The organism is Marinovum sp. 2_MG-2023, assembly GCF_030548265.1.
Taxonomy (GTDB): Bacteria; Pseudomonadota; Alphaproteobacteria; order Rhodobacterales; family Rhodobacteraceae; genus Marinovum.
In genome coordinates, this window is record NZ_JAUOSD010000020.1 from 17467 (window position 1) to 33853 (window position 16387).

15 protein-coding genes are annotated in these 16387 nt (G+C 60.3%); 4 read left to right on the forward strand and 11 right to left on the reverse strand.

Annotated features, from left to right (window positions below):
- The first annotated feature begins 70 nt into the window (after nt 1-70).
- Nucleotides 71-1276 carry a mannonate dehydratase gene (uxuA, locus tag Q4577_RS18630; protein WP_303471695.1) on the forward strand — a complete coding sequence of 402 codons (1206 nt, stop codon included), beginning with the start codon at nt 71-73 and terminating at the stop codon, nt 1274-1276.
- Between the two features lie 73 nt (nt 1277-1349).
- Here the strand turns inward: uxuA and Q4577_RS18635 are convergent, their stop codons facing one another.
- The 6 genes from Q4577_RS18635 to chvE form a co-directional block, all read right to left on the reverse strand.
- A complete protein-coding gene (locus tag Q4577_RS18635) occupies nt 1350-2267 on the reverse strand; it encodes a dihydrodipicolinate synthase family protein (RefSeq protein WP_244691185.1) in 918 nt (305 codons plus the stop codon).
- 25 nt (nt 2268-2292) lie between these two features.
- Nucleotides 2293-3222, reverse strand: a complete 930-nt coding sequence (locus tag Q4577_RS18640; protein ID WP_303471698.1) for a Gfo/Idh/MocA family protein — start codon at nt 3220-3222, stop codon at nt 2293-2295.
- On the reverse strand, nt 3222-4964 hold the full coding sequence (araD, locus tag Q4577_RS18645) for an L-arabinonate dehydratase (RefSeq protein ID WP_303471701.1): 1743 nt from the start codon (nt 4962-4964) through the stop codon (nt 3222-3224). The genes Q4577_RS18640 and araD overlap by 1 nt, the downstream gene beginning before the upstream one ends.
- Before the next feature lie 99 nt (nt 4965-5063).
- Nucleotides 5064-6266: a multiple monosaccharide ABC transporter permease gene (mmsB, locus tag Q4577_RS18650; protein WP_303471703.1), complete on the reverse strand. Its 1203-nt coding sequence runs from the start codon at nt 6264-6266 to the stop codon at nt 5064-5066.
- A 12-nt stretch (nt 6267-6278) separates the two neighbouring features.
- Nucleotides 6279-7799: a multiple monosaccharide ABC transporter ATP-binding protein gene (gene mmsA / locus Q4577_RS18655; protein WP_303471706.1), complete on the reverse strand. Its 1521-nt coding sequence runs from the start codon at nt 7797-7799 to the stop codon at nt 6279-6281.
- A gap of 74 nt (nt 7800-7873) precedes the next feature.
- The gene (gene chvE / locus Q4577_RS18660) at nt 7874-8938 is read right to left on the reverse strand and encodes a multiple monosaccharide ABC transporter substrate-binding protein (RefSeq protein WP_303471709.1); all 1065 of its coding nucleotides are present in this window, start codon (nt 8936-8938) and stop codon (nt 7874-7876) included.
- Between the two features lie 151 nt (nt 8939-9089).
- Between chvE and Q4577_RS18665 the strand changes: the two genes are divergently transcribed.
- Nucleotides 9090-10019 (forward strand): LysR substrate-binding domain-containing protein, encoded by a 930-nt coding sequence (locus tag Q4577_RS18665; RefSeq protein WP_303471711.1) that lies wholly within the window; start codon nt 9090-9092, stop codon nt 10017-10019.
- A 78-nt stretch (nt 10020-10097) separates the two neighbouring features.
- Here the strand turns inward: Q4577_RS18665 and Q4577_RS18670 are convergent, their stop codons facing one another.
- A complete protein-coding gene (locus tag Q4577_RS18670; RefSeq protein ID WP_303471713.1) occupies nt 10098-10811 on the reverse strand; it encodes a hydratase in 714 nt (237 codons plus the stop codon).
- Nucleotides 10812-11036: 225 nt separating this feature from the next.
- Between Q4577_RS18670 and Q4577_RS18675 the strand changes: the two genes are divergently transcribed.
- Both Q4577_RS18675 and Q4577_RS18680 read left to right on the forward strand, forming a co-directional pair.
- Complete coding sequence (locus tag Q4577_RS18675; protein WP_303471715.1) at nt 11037-11297, forward strand: type II toxin-antitoxin system Phd/YefM family antitoxin; 261 nt, start codon at nt 11037-11039, stop codon at nt 11295-11297.
- Nucleotides 11294-11701 carry a type II toxin-antitoxin system VapC family toxin gene (locus tag Q4577_RS18680; protein WP_303471718.1) on the forward strand — a complete coding sequence of 136 codons (408 nt, stop codon included), beginning with the start codon at nt 11294-11296 and terminating at the stop codon, nt 11699-11701. The genes Q4577_RS18675 and Q4577_RS18680 overlap by 4 nt, the downstream gene beginning before the upstream one ends.
- A gap of 2 nt (nt 11702-11703) precedes the next feature.
- Here the strand turns inward: Q4577_RS18680 and Q4577_RS18685 are convergent, their stop codons facing one another.
- From Q4577_RS18685 to Q4577_RS18700, 4 genes are all read right to left on the reverse strand, one after another.
- Nucleotides 11704-12759, reverse strand: coding sequence for an ABC transporter permease (locus Q4577_RS18685; RefSeq protein WP_244691177.1), 1056 nt, complete (start codon nt 12757-12759; stop codon nt 11704-11706).
- Nucleotides 12756-14348, reverse strand: a complete 1593-nt coding sequence (locus Q4577_RS18690; RefSeq protein ID WP_303471721.1) for a sugar ABC transporter ATP-binding protein — start codon at nt 14346-14348, stop codon at nt 12756-12758. Before Q4577_RS18690 ends, Q4577_RS18685 begins: the two co-directional genes overlap by 4 nt.
- Complete coding sequence (locus Q4577_RS18695) at nt 14348-14992, reverse strand: DUF2291 family protein (RefSeq protein WP_303471723.1); 645 nt, start codon at nt 14990-14992, stop codon at nt 14348-14350. Before Q4577_RS18695 ends, Q4577_RS18690 begins: the two co-directional genes overlap by 1 nt.
- Before the next feature lie 75 nt (nt 14993-15067).
- Nucleotides 15068-16015, reverse strand: coding sequence for a D-ribose ABC transporter substrate-binding protein (locus tag Q4577_RS18700; protein WP_244691174.1), 948 nt, complete (start codon nt 16013-16015; stop codon nt 15068-15070).
- Nucleotides 16016-16387: the final 372 nt, after the last annotated feature.

Sequence of the window (16387 nt, forward strand, 5' to 3'; positions counted from 1 at the left end):
CCCACTTGCATACTAGTCACAACTTTTCCAAGGTGCTAAGTACGTGGCAAATTGGTAAGGAAGGCAAGCGATGAAACAGACGTGGCGGTGGTTCGGTCCCAAGGATCTGGTGTCGGTGGATGACATGCTTCAGGCCGGGGTGCAGGGGGTTGTGTCCGCGCTGCATCAGGTGCCGACCGGCACCGTCTGGACCCCCAAGGATATTGCCCAACGCCAGCAAGAGATTGCCACCATGGCGTCCGGTGCGCCCTCGGGTCTGGCCTGGGACGTGGTGGAAAGCCTGCCGGTGTCGGAAGACATCAAAAAGCAAAAAGGCAACTGGCGCGACCATATTGCCAATTACCACACCAGCCTGGAAAACCTCGCCTCTGCCGGGATCGAGGTCGTGTGCTACAATTTCATGCCGGTGCTGGATTGGACGCGCACGGATCTGGCCTATGCTTTGCCAAACGGGGCGACCTGTATGCGGTTTGACCTGGTGGATTTTGCGGCGTTTGATCTGTTCATTCTGGAACGGCCCGCGGCGCAGGACGATTACACCGAAGCACAGCGCGCGGCGGCCTCGGCCCGGTTTGCTGCATTGGATGATGCCGCCAAGGCGGCACTGGCGAAAAACGTGGTGTTCGGACTGCCCGGCGCGGCCGAGAATTTCACGCTGGACGATGTGCGCGCCCATCTGGCGGAATATGACGCCGTCAGCGAAGATCAGCTGCGCCAGAATTTGATAGATTTCCTGAGCGAAGTGGTGCCCACCGCCGAACGTCTGGGGGTGCGGCTGTGCTGCCATCCGGATGATCCGCCGGTGCCGCTGCTGGGCCTGCCACGGGTCATGTCCACCGAGGCGCAGTATTCGTCGGTGATGGCGGCGGTCGACAGCCCGGCCAATGGCGTCACGCTGTGTTCCGGGTCGCTGGGCGCACGGCCCGACAATGATCTGCCGGGCATGATGAAACGGTTGGGTGACAAGGTGCATTTCCTGCATCTGCGCAATGTCAAACGGCAAAGCGACGACATCTTTGGCTCGTTCTATGAAGCAGAGCATCTGGGCGGTGACACCGATATGGTGGCGCTGGTCGCGGCGGTTCTGGACGAAGAAGCGCGGCGGCGTGCGGCGGGGCGTTCGGATTGGTCAATCCCGTTCCGGCCGGATCACGGCCAGGACATTGTCGACGATCTGGGGCGGCGCGCCCAGCCGGGGTATCCGCTGGTCGGGCGGCTCAAGGGATTGGCGGAACTGCGCGGCGTGATTGCCGGGTTGTCGCATCGCGCGGCCTGAAGCAAAGCGGCCTGAACGAAAGTTTTCCGGCGGGGCATGAACCCCGCCGGAAAATGCATAATGTGGCGCCGGGTTATTTGCCCCAGCGCAGGGCAATCAGGTCCAGATCGCGCGCCAAGGACAGCAAACGGTCCTTCGTGCGTTCGGTCATCGGGCGCAGCGGGTGGCGCACATGGTCGCTGGAAATCACCCCGCCGGCCATGAACACGGTTTTACAGGCCCGCAGGCCACATTGCCGGTTCTCGTGGTTGATCAGCGGCAGACATTTTGTCCATTGCGCCAATGCCGCGTCATGATCCCCCGCCAGATAGCTGGTGACAATCGGGCGGATCTGTTCGCATTGCAGCCCGGAGGTCATCGTCGCGGTCGCACCGGCATCCAGATCGGCCAGCAGCGTCACCGCCTCTTCACCGTCCCATGGCCCCAGAATATGTTCGCCACCGGCCTCGATCAGCGCGGCCAGCTTGTCGGCGGCAAACGGGCATTCGATCTTGAAATAGCTGACGTTTTCCAATTCCCGCGCCATACGCGCCAGAAGCGGCACCGGCAGGGTCACGCCCGACAATGGCGCATCCTGTACCATGATCGGGATCGAAATCGCGTCGCTGACAGCGCGGAAATGTTCAACGATACCTTCGTCATCGGCACGCAGACCGGTGCCGTGATAGGGGGGCATCATCATCACCATGGCCGCGCCCATGGCATCGGCGGCTTTGGCCCGTTCGACCGCAATGCCGGTGGAAAAATGGCTGGTGGTGACGATGACGGGCACCCGCCCGGCCACATGTTCCAGACTGACCTGCATCAGCTGGGCACGTTCGTCGTCGGACAGCACGAATTGCTCTGAATAATTGGCAAGGATACAAATCGCATCCACGCCCTGATCAATCAGGCAATCGCACACCCGGCGCATGCCGTCGTAATCGACCGTGCCATCGGCCAGAAACGGGGTAGGGGCGACGGGCAAAATCCCGGTCAAAGGTTGGGTCATTGGTGGGTCTCCTGATATTCGGGTCTTACCATTCAAATGGCGCGACATTGGCCCGGCGGCCAAGGGTAAAGGCATCTGCGACATGGCGCATCGGGGAGAGGTCTGTGTCGCTCTCTCCGGCGGCGAGCAGATCGGCAAAGCGCACGTAAAGCGACGGGTATTCGCCGATTAGCGCTTTCCCGGCCTCCTGTGCGGCGCCGTCCATTGACAGGGTTGCGCCGCCTTCGGACAGGGTGGCCTTGCCGGTGGTGGTTTCGATATGAATATCCCAGCACGGCGGACCGGGGTGCAGCCAATCAAAGGTGCCGGTGACCTGTGCCCCGCCCGGATCATGAAACGTCAGATCAGCGGCCACTGGCGTATCGCGGTTTTCGGGGAAATGCAGGTCGGCCTTGGACAGGAAAATGCCGCGCGGCATGATTTCGGTCAGCACCGACAGCGCGTTGATACCGGGATCAAAGACACCCAGACCGCCGGCTTGCCAGATCCAGTCCTGACCGGGGTGCCAATAGCGCACATCTTCTTTCCATTGAATATCGACGCGGGTGATGACCTTGTCCGCCAACCAGCTGCGGGTCGCAGCCACCGACGGCGCGTGGCGTGAATGCCAGGTGGTAAAGAGGGTCAGCCCCTTTGCCGCCGCAAGGTCGATCAGATCATGCACCTCGCTCAGGGTTGCGCCGGGGGGTTTTTCCATCATGACATGGCGGCCGGCCTCAAGCGCGAGACGCGCATCGTCGTACCGGGCCTGCGGCGGCGTGCACAGCGACACACAGGTGACATCGTCATGTGCCGCCAGCAGGCTCTGAAGATTGCCATAGGCCGCCACGCCACCAACCTGGGCATTGCGGCTGGCGGTGGCGATCAGATCGAAATCGCTATTGGCGGCAATCGCCGGAAGATGTTGGTCACGGGCGATCTTGCCGACGCCTACGATTGCAATTTTATGGGTCATCAATGTGAATCCTTTGGTACGGCATTGCCGCGGTTACCGACAAGAAAGTCGAAATCCGCGCCGGTATCGGCGCCCTGAACATGGTCGTGGAACATGCGTTCATAGCCGTTGATCGGCACGTTGTCGGGGGCGGTCCAATCGGCCAGACGGCGCGCCAATTCTTCGTCGGAGATTTCCAGATGCAGACGGCGGTTGGCGACATCCAGTTCGATCATGTCGCCATCGCGCACCACCGCCAACGGGCCACCGCGCGCGGCCTCGGGTGCGGTATGCAGCACCACGGTGCCATAGGCGGTGCCGGACATGCGCGCGTCGGAAATGCGCACCATATCGGTGATGCCTTTTTTCAGCACCTTGGGCGGCAGGCCCATATTGCCGACCTCGGCCATGCCGGGATAGCCGCGCGGGCCACAGTTTTTCAGCACCATCACACAGGTTTCGTCGATGTCGAGCGCGTCATCGTTGATCTTGGCCTTGTAGTCGTCGATGTCCTCGAACACCACGGCGCGACCGCGATGTGCCATCAAATGCGGGCTGGCGGCCGAAGGTTTGAGCACCGCGCCATCGGGCGCAAGATTGCCGCGCAGAACAGCAATGCCGCCCTGTTGGGTCAGCGCCTTTTCCGCAGGCAGGATCACGTCCTCGTTCCAGTTCCGGGCTTCCTTGACCTCGTCCCAGACCGCGCCGCCGGACACGGTCAGCGCATCCTTGTGCAACATCCCGGCCTCGGCCAGTCTGCGCATGACCACGGGCAAGCCGCCGGCGTAGAAAAATTCCTCCATCAGGTATTTGCCCGAGGGCATCAGATTGACGATGGTCGGCACGTCGCGGCCCAGCCGGTCCCAATCGTCCAGCGTCAGGTCAATGCCGACGCGCCCGGCCATGGCCATCAAGTGGATGACCGCATTGGTCGACCCGCCAATCGCGCCATTGACCCGGATCGCATTTTCGAACGCGGCGCGGGTCATCACATCAGACGGTTTCAGATCATCCTTGACCATCTGCACGATGCGTCGCCCGGTCAGCTGCGCCATCACCCGACGGCGGGCATCGACACCGGGGATCGCGGCATTGCCGGACAGCGCCATGCCAAGCGCCTCGGCCATGCTGGCCATGGTGCTGGCGGTGCCCATGGTGTTGCAGGTGCCAGAGGACCGGCTCATCGCCTGTTCGGCCTCAAGGAAATCTTCTTGTGACATCTTGCCGGCCTTGATGTCCTCGGACATCTGCCAAAGCGCGGTGCCGCTGCCGACACGTTCGCCGCGGAACCAACCGTTCAGCATGGGCCCGCCGGTGACGACGATGGACGGCAGATCGGTCGAAGCCGCCCCCATGATCAGGCTTGGCGTGGTCTTGTCACAGCCGACCAGCAGCACAGCGCCGTCAATCGGCTGGGCGCGCATGACCTCTTCGACCGCGAGGGCGGCAAGGTTGCGATACATCATCGCCGTCGGGCGGAATGTGTTTTCGGATGCGCTGAACACCGGCACCTCAAGCGGGAAACCCCCGGCCTCCCAGACGCCGGCCTTCACCTTTTCTGCCAGATCGCGCAGATGCCCGTTACAGGGCGTCAGATCCGACCAGGTGTTGAGAATGCCAATCACCGGGCGGCCATCAAACAGATCGTCGGGATAGCCCTGATTTTTCAGCCAACCCCGGTGATAGATATTGTCGCGGCTGGTGCCGCCATACCATTCCTGCGAGCGTAGTTTTCGGGGCCAATTGGCGGGGGTAAAGGTCATATCTTCCTCTTTCGGGCGCGGGGGCCGGACCGGGATGCGCCCAGAGAGCACAGCCCAAGGCGGGCGGGGAGGGTGCGCCTCGACGGCGCACCGCTGCCTTTAGCCTTGTTTTTGTTTGTTGTAGACATCGAAGATCACGGCAGCGAGCAGCACGAGGCCCTTGATCACCTGTTGATAATCAATGCCGATGCCCATGATCGACATGCCGTTGTTCATCACGCCCATGATAAAGGCACCGACAACCGCGCCGACAATCTTGCCCACGCCGCCGGACATCGACGCGCCGCCGATAAACACCGCCGCGATCACGTCCAGCTCGACCGCGAAACCGGCCTTGGGCGTTGCGGTGTTCAGCCGCGCAGCAAAGATCAGACCCGCCAGCGCCGCCAGCAACCCCATGTTGACGAAGGTCAGGAACGTCAGCCGTTCGGTGGGGATGCCCGAAAGTTTCGCGGCCTTTTCATTGCCGCCAAGCGCATAGATCCGGCGGCCAATTGTCGTCTGTTCGGTCAGAAAGGCATAGATGATTGTCAGAATGCCCATGGTGATCAGCACGTTTGGCAATCCGCGAAAGGTCGACAATTTGTAGATCACGAACAACAGCGCGCCGGCCACAATCACATTGCGGGCAATGAAGAACGCTGTCGGTTCGTCCTCGATCCCATAAGCCTTGTTGCGGGCGCGTTTGCGCAGACCCATCCAGACGCTGGCGCCGGCGGCAATGATCCCGACGGCAAGGGCCGTGGCATTGGGCCGCCCGACGCCAAAGACATCAGGGACAAACCCCGTCGACAGAAGCTGAAAGGATTTCGGGAAGGGACCGACAGATTGCCCCTCAAGCAGCCAAAGCGACAGCCCGCGAAACACCAGCATGCCCGCCAAGGTCACGATAAAGCTGGGGATTTTCCAATAGGCAACCCAATACCCCTGGGCCGCACCGATCAGGATGCCAACCACCAGACAGGCAAGAATGGTCAGGCCGACCGGCACCTCCCAGTTGACGATCATCACCGCCGCAAGCGCGCCGACAAATCCCATGACAGAACCGACCGAGAGGTCGATATTGCCCCCCACAATGACCACCAGCATGCCAAGCGCCATGATGATGATATAGCTGTTTTGCAGAAACAGATTGGTGATGTTCACCGGCTTCAAAAGCGTGCCGTTGGTGACGATCTGAAAAAACACCATGATCGCAATCAGCGCGAACAAAAGCCCATATTCGCGCAAATGTCCGGCGAGATAGCCGGCAATCCCGTTTTCGGGTTTTGCGGCCTGGTCCTGAGGGGCGGAATCGGTCATTTCACGGACCTCCTATTCGGTTACGATGAGCGACATGATGCGCTCTTGGCTGGCGTCTTCGGCGGAAAGCTCGCCGACGAAACCGCCTTGGTTCATGACATAGACACGATCGCACATGCCCAAGAGTTCCGGCATTTCAGAGCTGATCATCAGCACGCCTTTGCCAGCGGCAGAAAGATCATTGATGATGCCGTAGATTTCGAATTTTGCACCCACGTCGATGCCGCGGGTTGGCTCATCCAGGATCAGAACCTCTGGCCCGGTGAACAGCCATTTCGACAGCACAACCTTCTGCTGATTGCCGCCAGAGAGGTTCATTACCTTCTGGAACACGCTGGGCGTGCGGATGCGCATTGCGCCGCGATATTGTTCGGCGACCTTGGTTTCCTCGGCTTCGTTGATGACGCCTGATTTCGCCACATCCGGCAGATTGGCCAGGGTGATGTTGCGTTGAATGCTGTCTTCGAGGATCAGGCCAAGTTCCTTGCGGTCTTCGGTGACATAGGCCAGCCCATTGCGGATCGCGGCGGCGACGGTGGATGTGTCGATGTCCTTGCCGCGCAGTTTGACGCTGCCGGTGATGTTGCGGCCATAGCTGCGGCCAAACAGGCTCATCGCCAGTTCGGTGCGCCCGGCCCCCATCAGCCCGGCAATGCCGACAACCTCGCCGGCGCGGACATGGAAATTGATGTCGCGGATCACCTGACGGGTGGCATGTTCGGGGTGCCAGACGTTCCAGTTCTGCACTTCCAAAAGCTTGTCCCCGGCGCGGCGTTCCCGTTCGGGATAGCGCGCCGACATATCGCGACCAACCATGTCATGCACGATGCGGTCTTCGGTGATCGGTTCCTTTTTCGCGTCCAGCGTCGACACGGTTGCGCCATCGCGGATCACGGTGATGGTATCGGCAATGCGGCGCACTTCGTTCAGTTTGTGGCTGATGACAATCGAGGTCACGCCCTGTTCCTTGAGTTCCAGCAGCAGATCCAGCAACGCCTGACTGTCGGATTCCGACAGGGCGGCGGTGGGTTCGTCGAGGATCAACAGGCGCACATCCTTGGACAGCGCTTTCGCAATCTCGACCAGCTGTTGTTTGCCAACCCCCAGACTGTCGACCATGGCAGAGGGTTGTTCGGCCAGCCCGACCTTTTTCAACAGCGCCTCGGTCTTGCGGAATGTTTCCGGCCAGTTGATGATCCCGCCCTTGGCGTTTTCATTGCCGACAAACAGGTTTTCGGCAATCGACAGCAGCGGCACCAGCGCCAGTTCCTGGTGAATGATGATGATGCCCAGCTTTTCGCTGTCAGAGATCCCGCCAAATCCGGCGATCTGGCCATCGTAATGGATTTCGCCGTCATAGCTGCCCTGCGGGTAAACCCCGGACAACACTTTCATCAATGTGGATTTCCCGGCTCCGTTTTCGCCGACAAGTGCATGAATTTCGCCTTGCGCGACCTTCAGATTCACATTGTCCAGCGCCTTGACCCCCGGAAAGGTCTTGGTGATGTTGCGCATTTCCAGCAGCGTCTGCACGAGCGGCCCCCTCCCAAGGTTTGGTGGCGCCCGGCCCGCAGAAGCGCGGGCCAGGCGGTATTTGGATAATGCGATTACAGGTCGTCTTTGGAATGATAGCCCGAGTCGAGGACAATCGCCTCGTAGTTGGAGCCATCAACCGAGACCGGTTCCAGCAGGTAAGAGGGGACAACCTTGACGCCGTTGTCATAGGTTTCGGTGTCGTTGATTTCCGGCTCGCCGCCTTGCAGCAATGCCTCGACCATGCCCACGGTCACGCGGGCCAGTTCACGGGTGTCCTTGAAGACGGTCGAATATTGTTCGCCCGCAATGATGGATTTGATGGATTGCAATTCGGCGTCCTGGCCCGACACAATCGGCATTTCCAGATCGCCAGAGCCATATCCGACACCTTTGAGCGACGACAGGATGCCAATCGACAGCCCGTCATAGGGGCTGAGCACACCATGCACGGTGGTGTCGGTGTAATGTGCCGACAACAGGTTATCCATACGGGCCTGTGCGACCGCACCATCCCAACGCAGCGTGCCGACAGTGTCCATGCCCATCTGGCCCGACACGATGTTGATTGTGCCGTCGTCGATCAGCGGTTGCAGCACCGACATGCCACCATCATAGAAGAAATAGGCGTTGTTGTCGTCGGGTGAACCGCCGAAAAGTTCGACATTCCACGGCTTCACATCCGGGAACCGCGCCTTCATGCCATCGACAACGCTGGTTGCCTGTTGCACGCCAACCTTGAAGTTGTCGAAGGTGGCGTAATAGTCGACATATTCGCTGTCACGGATCAGACGGTCATAGGCGATGGTCTTGATTCCGGCGAAATGCGCGTTTTCCAGAGCGTTCGACAATGTGGTGCCGTCGATGGCCGCGATGACCAGAACATCCACACCTTTGGTGATCATGTTTTCGATCTGGTTCAGCTGGTTCGGGATGTCATCTTCGGCGTATTGCAGGTCGGCGGTGTATCCGGCCGCTTCAAATTGTTCGACCATGGATGTGCCGTCGGAAATCCAACGCGCCGAGGATTTGGTCGGCATGGCGATGCCAATTGTGCCTTTGTCCTGGGCGATTGCGGGCGCGGTCAGAAGTCCAACGCCAAGGGCCAGGGCGCTGAGCCCCGTTGTGAAAGTCTTCATGGTATCCTCCCATTGCGCACGTGAAATGATCTGTGCGTCTTGTTCTTTGGAATCCGACGTGGTGTCGAACATGTCGCAGTTTGGCGTTTTTTGCATAACCGTCAAATGATACCTGTGACGTCTTACATGCATTTTCTGGTATAATGCTGGGATGAAGACACCGATTTCCCATTTCCGGCTGCGGCATTTGCGGTTGGTGCATGCCATCGCCGAAACGGGCCAGATCTCGCTTGCGGCGCAGCGGCTGGTCATCACGCAACCTGCGGCCTCGCGGACCCTGTCCGAGGTCGAGAGGCTGGTGGGGGAGCCGCTGTTTGATCGTCACTCCAAGGGGATGCGGTTGACCCTGATCGGCGAGGTGGTCGCCAGCCATGCCAGCACCGTGGTCGGCGATCTGGAAGGCATCGCACAAGAGGTCGAGGCCTATCGCCGGGGCCGGGCCGGGGTGGTGCGGATCGGGGCGGTGACCGGCGCGGCGGTTGGCGTTGTGGTGCCGGCGGTCCAGAATTTGAAGCGCACGGCCAAATCCGCCACGGTCAGCATTGATGTCGCGCCAAGTGTCGATTTGATGGAACGTTTGTTGCGTGGGGATCTGGACGTTGTGTTGTGCCGCATGTCGCGCGACATGGACAGCCAGCTGTTGCAGGTCCGCCCCGGTCGGGTCGAGGAACTTGGATATCTGGTGCGGGCCGGTCACCCGCTGGCGGATCGCACCGGGCTTGGCCTTGGCGAACTGGCAGAGTTCAGCTGGGTCATTCAGGGGCGCGGGATGCCAATCCGCGAGGCGGTGGAACAAGCGTTTCTGAACGGTGGGCTGGCCATGCCCAAGGACATTGTCGACACCGCATCCTTGCTGGTGGCTCTGGCCTGTTTGCACGATAGCGACGCAGTTGCCGCCGTGTCCAAAGAGGTTCTGAACCTGCTGGACACCGGGGGCGGCGGGCGATGGGCGACGCTGAACATGAAAGAGAGCCTGGTTCTGTCGCCCTATCAATTGGTGCGCAAGCGCGACCGCCCGATCACGCCGATCTGTCAGCGGCTGGTCGACCTGCTGGAGGTCGAGCTGGCCAACCGTGGCTGACGTCGCGGCTGGTGTTTTTATCGGTATTTCGGATGCGCACGGCCCATGATTATCGTCGCGGGCCGCCCGCAACGCGGGTTATGTCAAACGGCAGCTGACCTCGCCAAAACCGGCGATATGGCCAACCACATCGGTGCCCGCCGGAAAGAATTCACAGCCCGACAGCGACCCGGTGATCACGATCTGACCTTTTTGCAAGCCGCCGCAATGGTCGCCAAGATTGTCACACAGCAGGGCAAGGTTGGTCAAAGCCGAGGCGCCAAACGGGACGGTTGCATCGCCGTCAACAATCGTCTTGTCGCCACAGCGCAGGCTGGCGGTGACGGTACCGAAATCGCTGCCGTCCCAAGCGTCCAGCGCGGGGCCAACAACAAGCCCGCAGTTCAATTGCATGTCCGCCAGTTTCTGCATCGGGGTCGGCGCGCCGCTCATGCGGGTGTCGACCAGTTCGATCATCACGCGCGGGCGAAAGAAATCCTGCGGGCGGGTCAGGGCGTCAGCGGTGTAATCGGCGATCAATTCGAAACCGATTTCCAGCTCGATCCCCATTTGATCGCGGGTCGTCACCGATGTGCCGGGCTCTATCGTGGCATTGGCCGGGATCGGCGCCATGATCGGCGGGCCATCTTCCTGACGGGCGACTTTGAACCCCGATACTTCGCCAATCGCGTTTTGCACCTTGGCCTGAATTTCCAGCGCCTCGGTGTAATTGGGTTCAAAGGCCGGTGTCACGCGGTCGCCGGTGCGGCGGGCGTCAATCAGGGCGGTCGCGAAATGATCAGTAGAAGACATTGCGGTACTTTCAGCTATTAAAGACGGAGTGAATGATTTCTCGGCGCGACATTCCGTGATCTGTCGGCAATGCGCAAGCGGGCAGGTGCGCAAGCTGGCCCTTGGGTTGGCATAATTGCTGACGCATTGGCTGATACACCGGCTGATACACGGGGCTTGAAATTCTGCCGCTTTGCGCCTATCTAGACAGGTAGCTAGCCAGTTGTTGCCGCGCAGGAGGCCGGAATGCTTACATTGCAAGATGCCAAAAACCGATTCAGCGCGGTGGTCGAAGCGGCACTGTCCGGTCGCCCCCAGGCCGTATCACGCCGGGGCAAGCCCGCGGTTGTGGTGATCTCGGCCGAGGAATATCACCGGCTGGTCACCGCGGCCAAGGCCGAACGCGAAAGCTTTGCCGATCACCTGCTGGCCTTTCCCGGCACCCATCCTGGCACTGAGACCGACGTGCCGCGCGCCAAGGTGCGCCCGCGCGATGTGGCGTTTTGATCCATATCCTCGACACCAATGTGATTTCCGCCCTGCGCCGCAGCGAACGCGCGCCAAAGGTGGCGGCATGGCTGTCACAGGCCACTGAAAGCACATTATACCTAAGTGTCATCACCCTGGGCGAGATCGAGCGCGGCATCTGTCTGCAAGAACCGAAAAACCCGGAATTCGCCCATGATCTTCGGCTTTGGCTGGACCGCACGGTTGCGGTGTTTTCCGACCGGATACTGGATTTCACCGCCGAAGATGCGCTGATCTGGGGGCAGCTGTCGGCGCGGCTGGGACATCCCGGTGCGGATTTGATGATTGCCGCTCAGGCGATTGCCCGCGACGGTGCGGTTGTCACGGGCAATACCTCTGATCTTCTGCCGACCGGGGCCAGGGTGGTCGACCCGTTTGCCTGATCCTAGCTGATCGCGGCCTGTTGTTGCAGGGCGACGCGCGCCTGCACCCGTTCCTGGGCCTGGTCGATGACCACGGCGGCAATGATCACCAGACCTTTGATCACGGTTTGCCAGAAGCTGGACACGCCCATCATCACAAGCCCGTCGGACAAGACGCCAATCACAAAAGCGCCCACAATCGTGCCGCCAATCCGCCCGCGTCCGCCCGCCATGGATGTCCCGCCAAGCACAGCGGCGGCGATGGCGTTCAGCTCGAATGTGTTGCCGGTGGCGGGGTGGGCCGCAACCAGTTGCGACGAGATGATGATGCCGACCAGCGCGGCACAAAGGCCCGAGAACATATAGACAAAGAATTTGACCTGATTGACCTTGACCCCCGACAGCCCCGCCGCGCGTTCATTGCCGCCAACCGCATAGATGAACCGCCCCAGCGGCGTGCGCGTGGCGATATAAGCAGCGATCAGGCCGACAGCGATTAGCATCCAGATCGACACCGGAATGCCCAGCACATCGCCAGAGCCGATAAAACGGAACGTGTCCGATCCATAATCCGCGTTGCCGTTCAGGTTGGGGAAGGTGCGGCCATCCGACGACAGCATCGCCGCGCCGCGCGCCACATAAAGCGTGCCAAGCGTGGCAATGAAGGGTGCGACGTTTAACCGGGTGATCAAAAACGCATTGATCGCCCCGATAAACACCCCGACCACACATACCATCAAACAGATTTCCAGGGTGTTGAACTGGATCGACCAGCCAAGGCCAAGATCTATGCCGTTCAACAGAAGATACCCCGCGACCATGCCGCACAAGCCGACGATCGAGCCCACCGAAAGATCAATGCCGCCGGATATGATCACAAAGGTCATGCCAATCGCCAGAAACGCGTTTAGCGCGACGTGTTTCGACATGATCACCATGTTCGCCGCCGAAAGGAAGTTCGGGGCAAAGATCGAAAAGAACACCACGACAAGGATCAGGGCGATAAATGTCCGGGCCTTGAGCAGAACCAGCAGCGCATTGGTGCTGCTGGCGGGGGCCGAAGCGCTGATATCCGTCATGTGGCGGGTTCCTTATGTGGGGTCACCGGTGATGGTCCGGCAGTATTTTCATGTACAGAATGGGCCACCGGCGCGTGGCCGATCGCCGATGCGGCGATCAATGCGGTGTCGGTGGCGGTGTCTTTGGTGAATTCGCCGGTGATCCGGCCGTTCGACATGACGACAATCCGGTCGGACAGGCCCAGCACCTCTTCCAGATCCGAGGTGACAAAGACGATGCCCAGACCCTGCGCCGCCAATTCGCGCATCACGCGAAACACCTCGGCCTTGGCGCCGATGTCGATGCCGCGCGATGGTTCGTCCATCAACAGCACTTTGGGTTTGGTCATCAGCGCCTTGCCGATCACCACTTTTTGCTGGTTGCCCCCCGACAGGGACGAGACCGGATTTTCCGGCGAGGCGATCTTGATCACCAGCTGTTTGACGTAATCCGCCACGGTGCGCTTTTCGCGTGGGCGGTCCAGATGGCCATAATTCGACAGATCGCCGAGCGAGGACAATGTCATGTTTTCCCGGATCGACAGGATCTGCACCAGACCGTCGGATTTGCGATCCTCGGGGATCAGGGCCAGACCCTTGGCGATGCGGTCCGCTACATGGCGCGATTTCACCGGTTCACCGGCGACATGCACCGTGCCGGTGGCATGTGGATAGCGGCCCATGACGGATTCCACAAATTCGGTGCGCCCCGCGCCCATAAGACCATAAACCCCAAGGATTTCGCCCGCGCGCAGTGACATCGACACGCCATCGACGGTGAAACCACCGGTGGTGTTGGGCAGGCGAATGTCGGTGGCGCGAAACACCTCCTCGCCAAAAGGCTGGTCCAGCGTTTTGGGGAAATCCTTGCTTGCGTCGCCGATCATGTTGCGCACGATCCACGGCACATCGACGCCCTGCATCGACCGCGCGCCGGTGATTACGCCATCGCGCAGCACGGTGATATAGTCGCCAACGCGGATCAGCTCCTCCAGCCGGTGCGAAATATAGACGATACCGACGCCATCGCGTTTCAGATCGTCGATCACCCGGAACAGGATTTCGACCTCGGATGCCGACAGCGCCGAGGTCGGCTCATCCAGGATCAGGATGCGGGCATCTTGCGCCAGACTTTTGGCAATCTCGACAATCTGCTGCTGGCCGACCTTTAATTCCCCGACCAGAGCATCGGGATCAATGTCATGTTCCAGCCGCTGCATCAGTTTGCGGGTGGCGGCGCGCTGACCGGCCTTGTCGATGTCGATGCGCAACCGGGTCTTTTCGCGCGCCATAAAGATATTGTCGGCCACCGACAGGTTGGGAAACAGGTTCAATTCCTGAAACACAATGCCGATGCCGCGGGCGGCGGCCTCTTCTGTTGTTGTCAGGCGCACTTCCTCGCCTTCCATCGTGATCGTGCCGGATGTCAGGGTCTCGACCCCGGCGATCACCTTCATCATGGTGGATTTGCCAGCGCCGTTTTCGCCGACCAACACGTTGACCGCGCCCATGCGCAGATCAAAATCCGCCGCCTTCAACGCGACCGTGCCGGGATAGACCTTTGTGCCCTGCCGAATGCTGAGACCGATGGGATGTGCGTCCTCTGCCATCAGTCCACCTGCAACGCGGTTGGCACCAATTCGATCTTGTCACCCTTGTTGCGCAGGGTGAACACGCCTTCGAATGTGGCGGTTTTGCCCGTCAGGTCGCCGGTTGGCAGGGTCACGGCCTCGTGGGCGATCGTATTCAGGGCGCGTGCCAGTTTGGCAAATTCGATCTGATCGCGGAAATCAGTAAAGACAAGGAAGGGCATGGCATCGCGCAGCGCCGTGCCGCGGATCACCGGGCCAAGCTGAACCGTCACATCGGCGGTGCCATCCGCATCCGTGTCCACCAGCAATTTGGCGGCGCGGCTTTCGGTGTTGGCCTCGACAATCATGCCACTGCCGGACAGGGCAAAATTCCACGGGTTGGCCTCGCCCTCGGGGCGCAGACCATGCGCCGGGCCGGCCACATCCAGACCATCCGCCAGCGCGGCGCGAAACGTCGCCATGTCGACAAGATGCTCGGAAATGGTCGGCAGAACCTTGGGTTGCCAGATTTCATCGGCAAAGGCGGCCATACGCGCTTCGTCTGTTTGTTGTTCGGCGGCGGCGGATTCCGAATCCGGGTCCGGGGTCTTGACGATCTTGCAACCGCTCAGCGTAAGGGCAGCACAGCCCAAGACCGCCATGGACGTCAAAATGGGACGCATAAGGCGCTTCCTTTGGTAACTTGAACGGGCCTCATTGCAGAGGCGCATCAAGGCCCGTTGACTTCAGGGGTGGTCTCAGCCTTCGAGCGCGAAGGTTTCCAGCTGCGCGGCGTTGTCGGCGTTGATCAACACGCAGTCCATCAGCTGTTTCTCATCCATGCCGGTGGTGCCGTCGGTCAGATATTTGTCGGCCTGTTCGACCGCGATCTGGGCCTGACGATAGGCCGGTTGCAGGACCGTCGCCTTGATCCCGCCCGCCAGGATCGAATCGCGCACATCGTTTGAGCCGTCAAAGCCGACCACAATCACATCGGTGCGACCGGCAGCCTCAAGCGCCGCCCATGCGCCCATGGCCATGGTGTCATTGCCACAGATCACGCCCTTGATGTCGGGATTGGCCTGCAGGATGGTTTCCATCTTCTCATAGCCTTCGGTCTGGGACCAATTGGCCGATTGCTGTGCGACCATGACCAGATCGGGATATTGATCAATGATGTCATGATAGCCGGACGACCGGATGCCGGCGTTGGTGTCCGCCTCGCGGCCGACCAATTCGACGTAATTGCCAGTCTCGCCCATCAGCATGACAAATTCTTCGGCGCCCAGCTGGGCCCCTTGATAGTTGTTGGACACGATCTGGCTGACGGCGATGCCGGATTCCTTGATTTCGCGGTCGATCAGGAACGACGGAATGCCGGCATCCTTGGCGCGCTGCACCGGGGCGACGGTGGCATCAGCACCGGCATTGTCGAGGATAATGGCATGTGCGCCGCGTGCGATGGCGGTGTCGAACAGCTCGGATTGTTTGTTGGGATCATCGTCATGCACCATGATCAGGGTCTCATAGCCCAGTTCAATGGCACGCGCTTCGGCGCCGACGGCCTCGGCTTTGAAAAACGGGTTGTCGTGGCTGGGGGTGATGATTGCGATCAAACCTTTGCCCTGGGCAAAGACCGGGCGGGCCACGGGCAGCACCGCTGTGGCGGCCATGGCGGACATGAATATGCGGCGATTGATGGTCATGAAAATCTCTCCTCCTGATGTACGGCTTATCTCCCGCCGTCGCCGAGAGGGTGTGAGTTAATCATCGTGTTGTCAAGTGGTATGATGACCGTGTATGTCATGAGCCGACCACAGAACCCCCGCACAGGGGCGCAGCCCCGGCGACACCGGTCGACACCGGGCCGCCGAATGAACATTTCAAAAAGGGGGGGCGTTATGGGGCAAGCCCCTTACCAGATGTGTGGATTGCAACTCGCGCAGTACCACACGACAAGACGCCATTTTCACATCGCTCTCGCAGATTTCTGCGAGAGCGTATTGCATTTCCCTCATGCCCTGCCCAAATATACTTTGAGTTTCAGAGTTCGGCTCTCGTGACTCTGGGTATCCCTC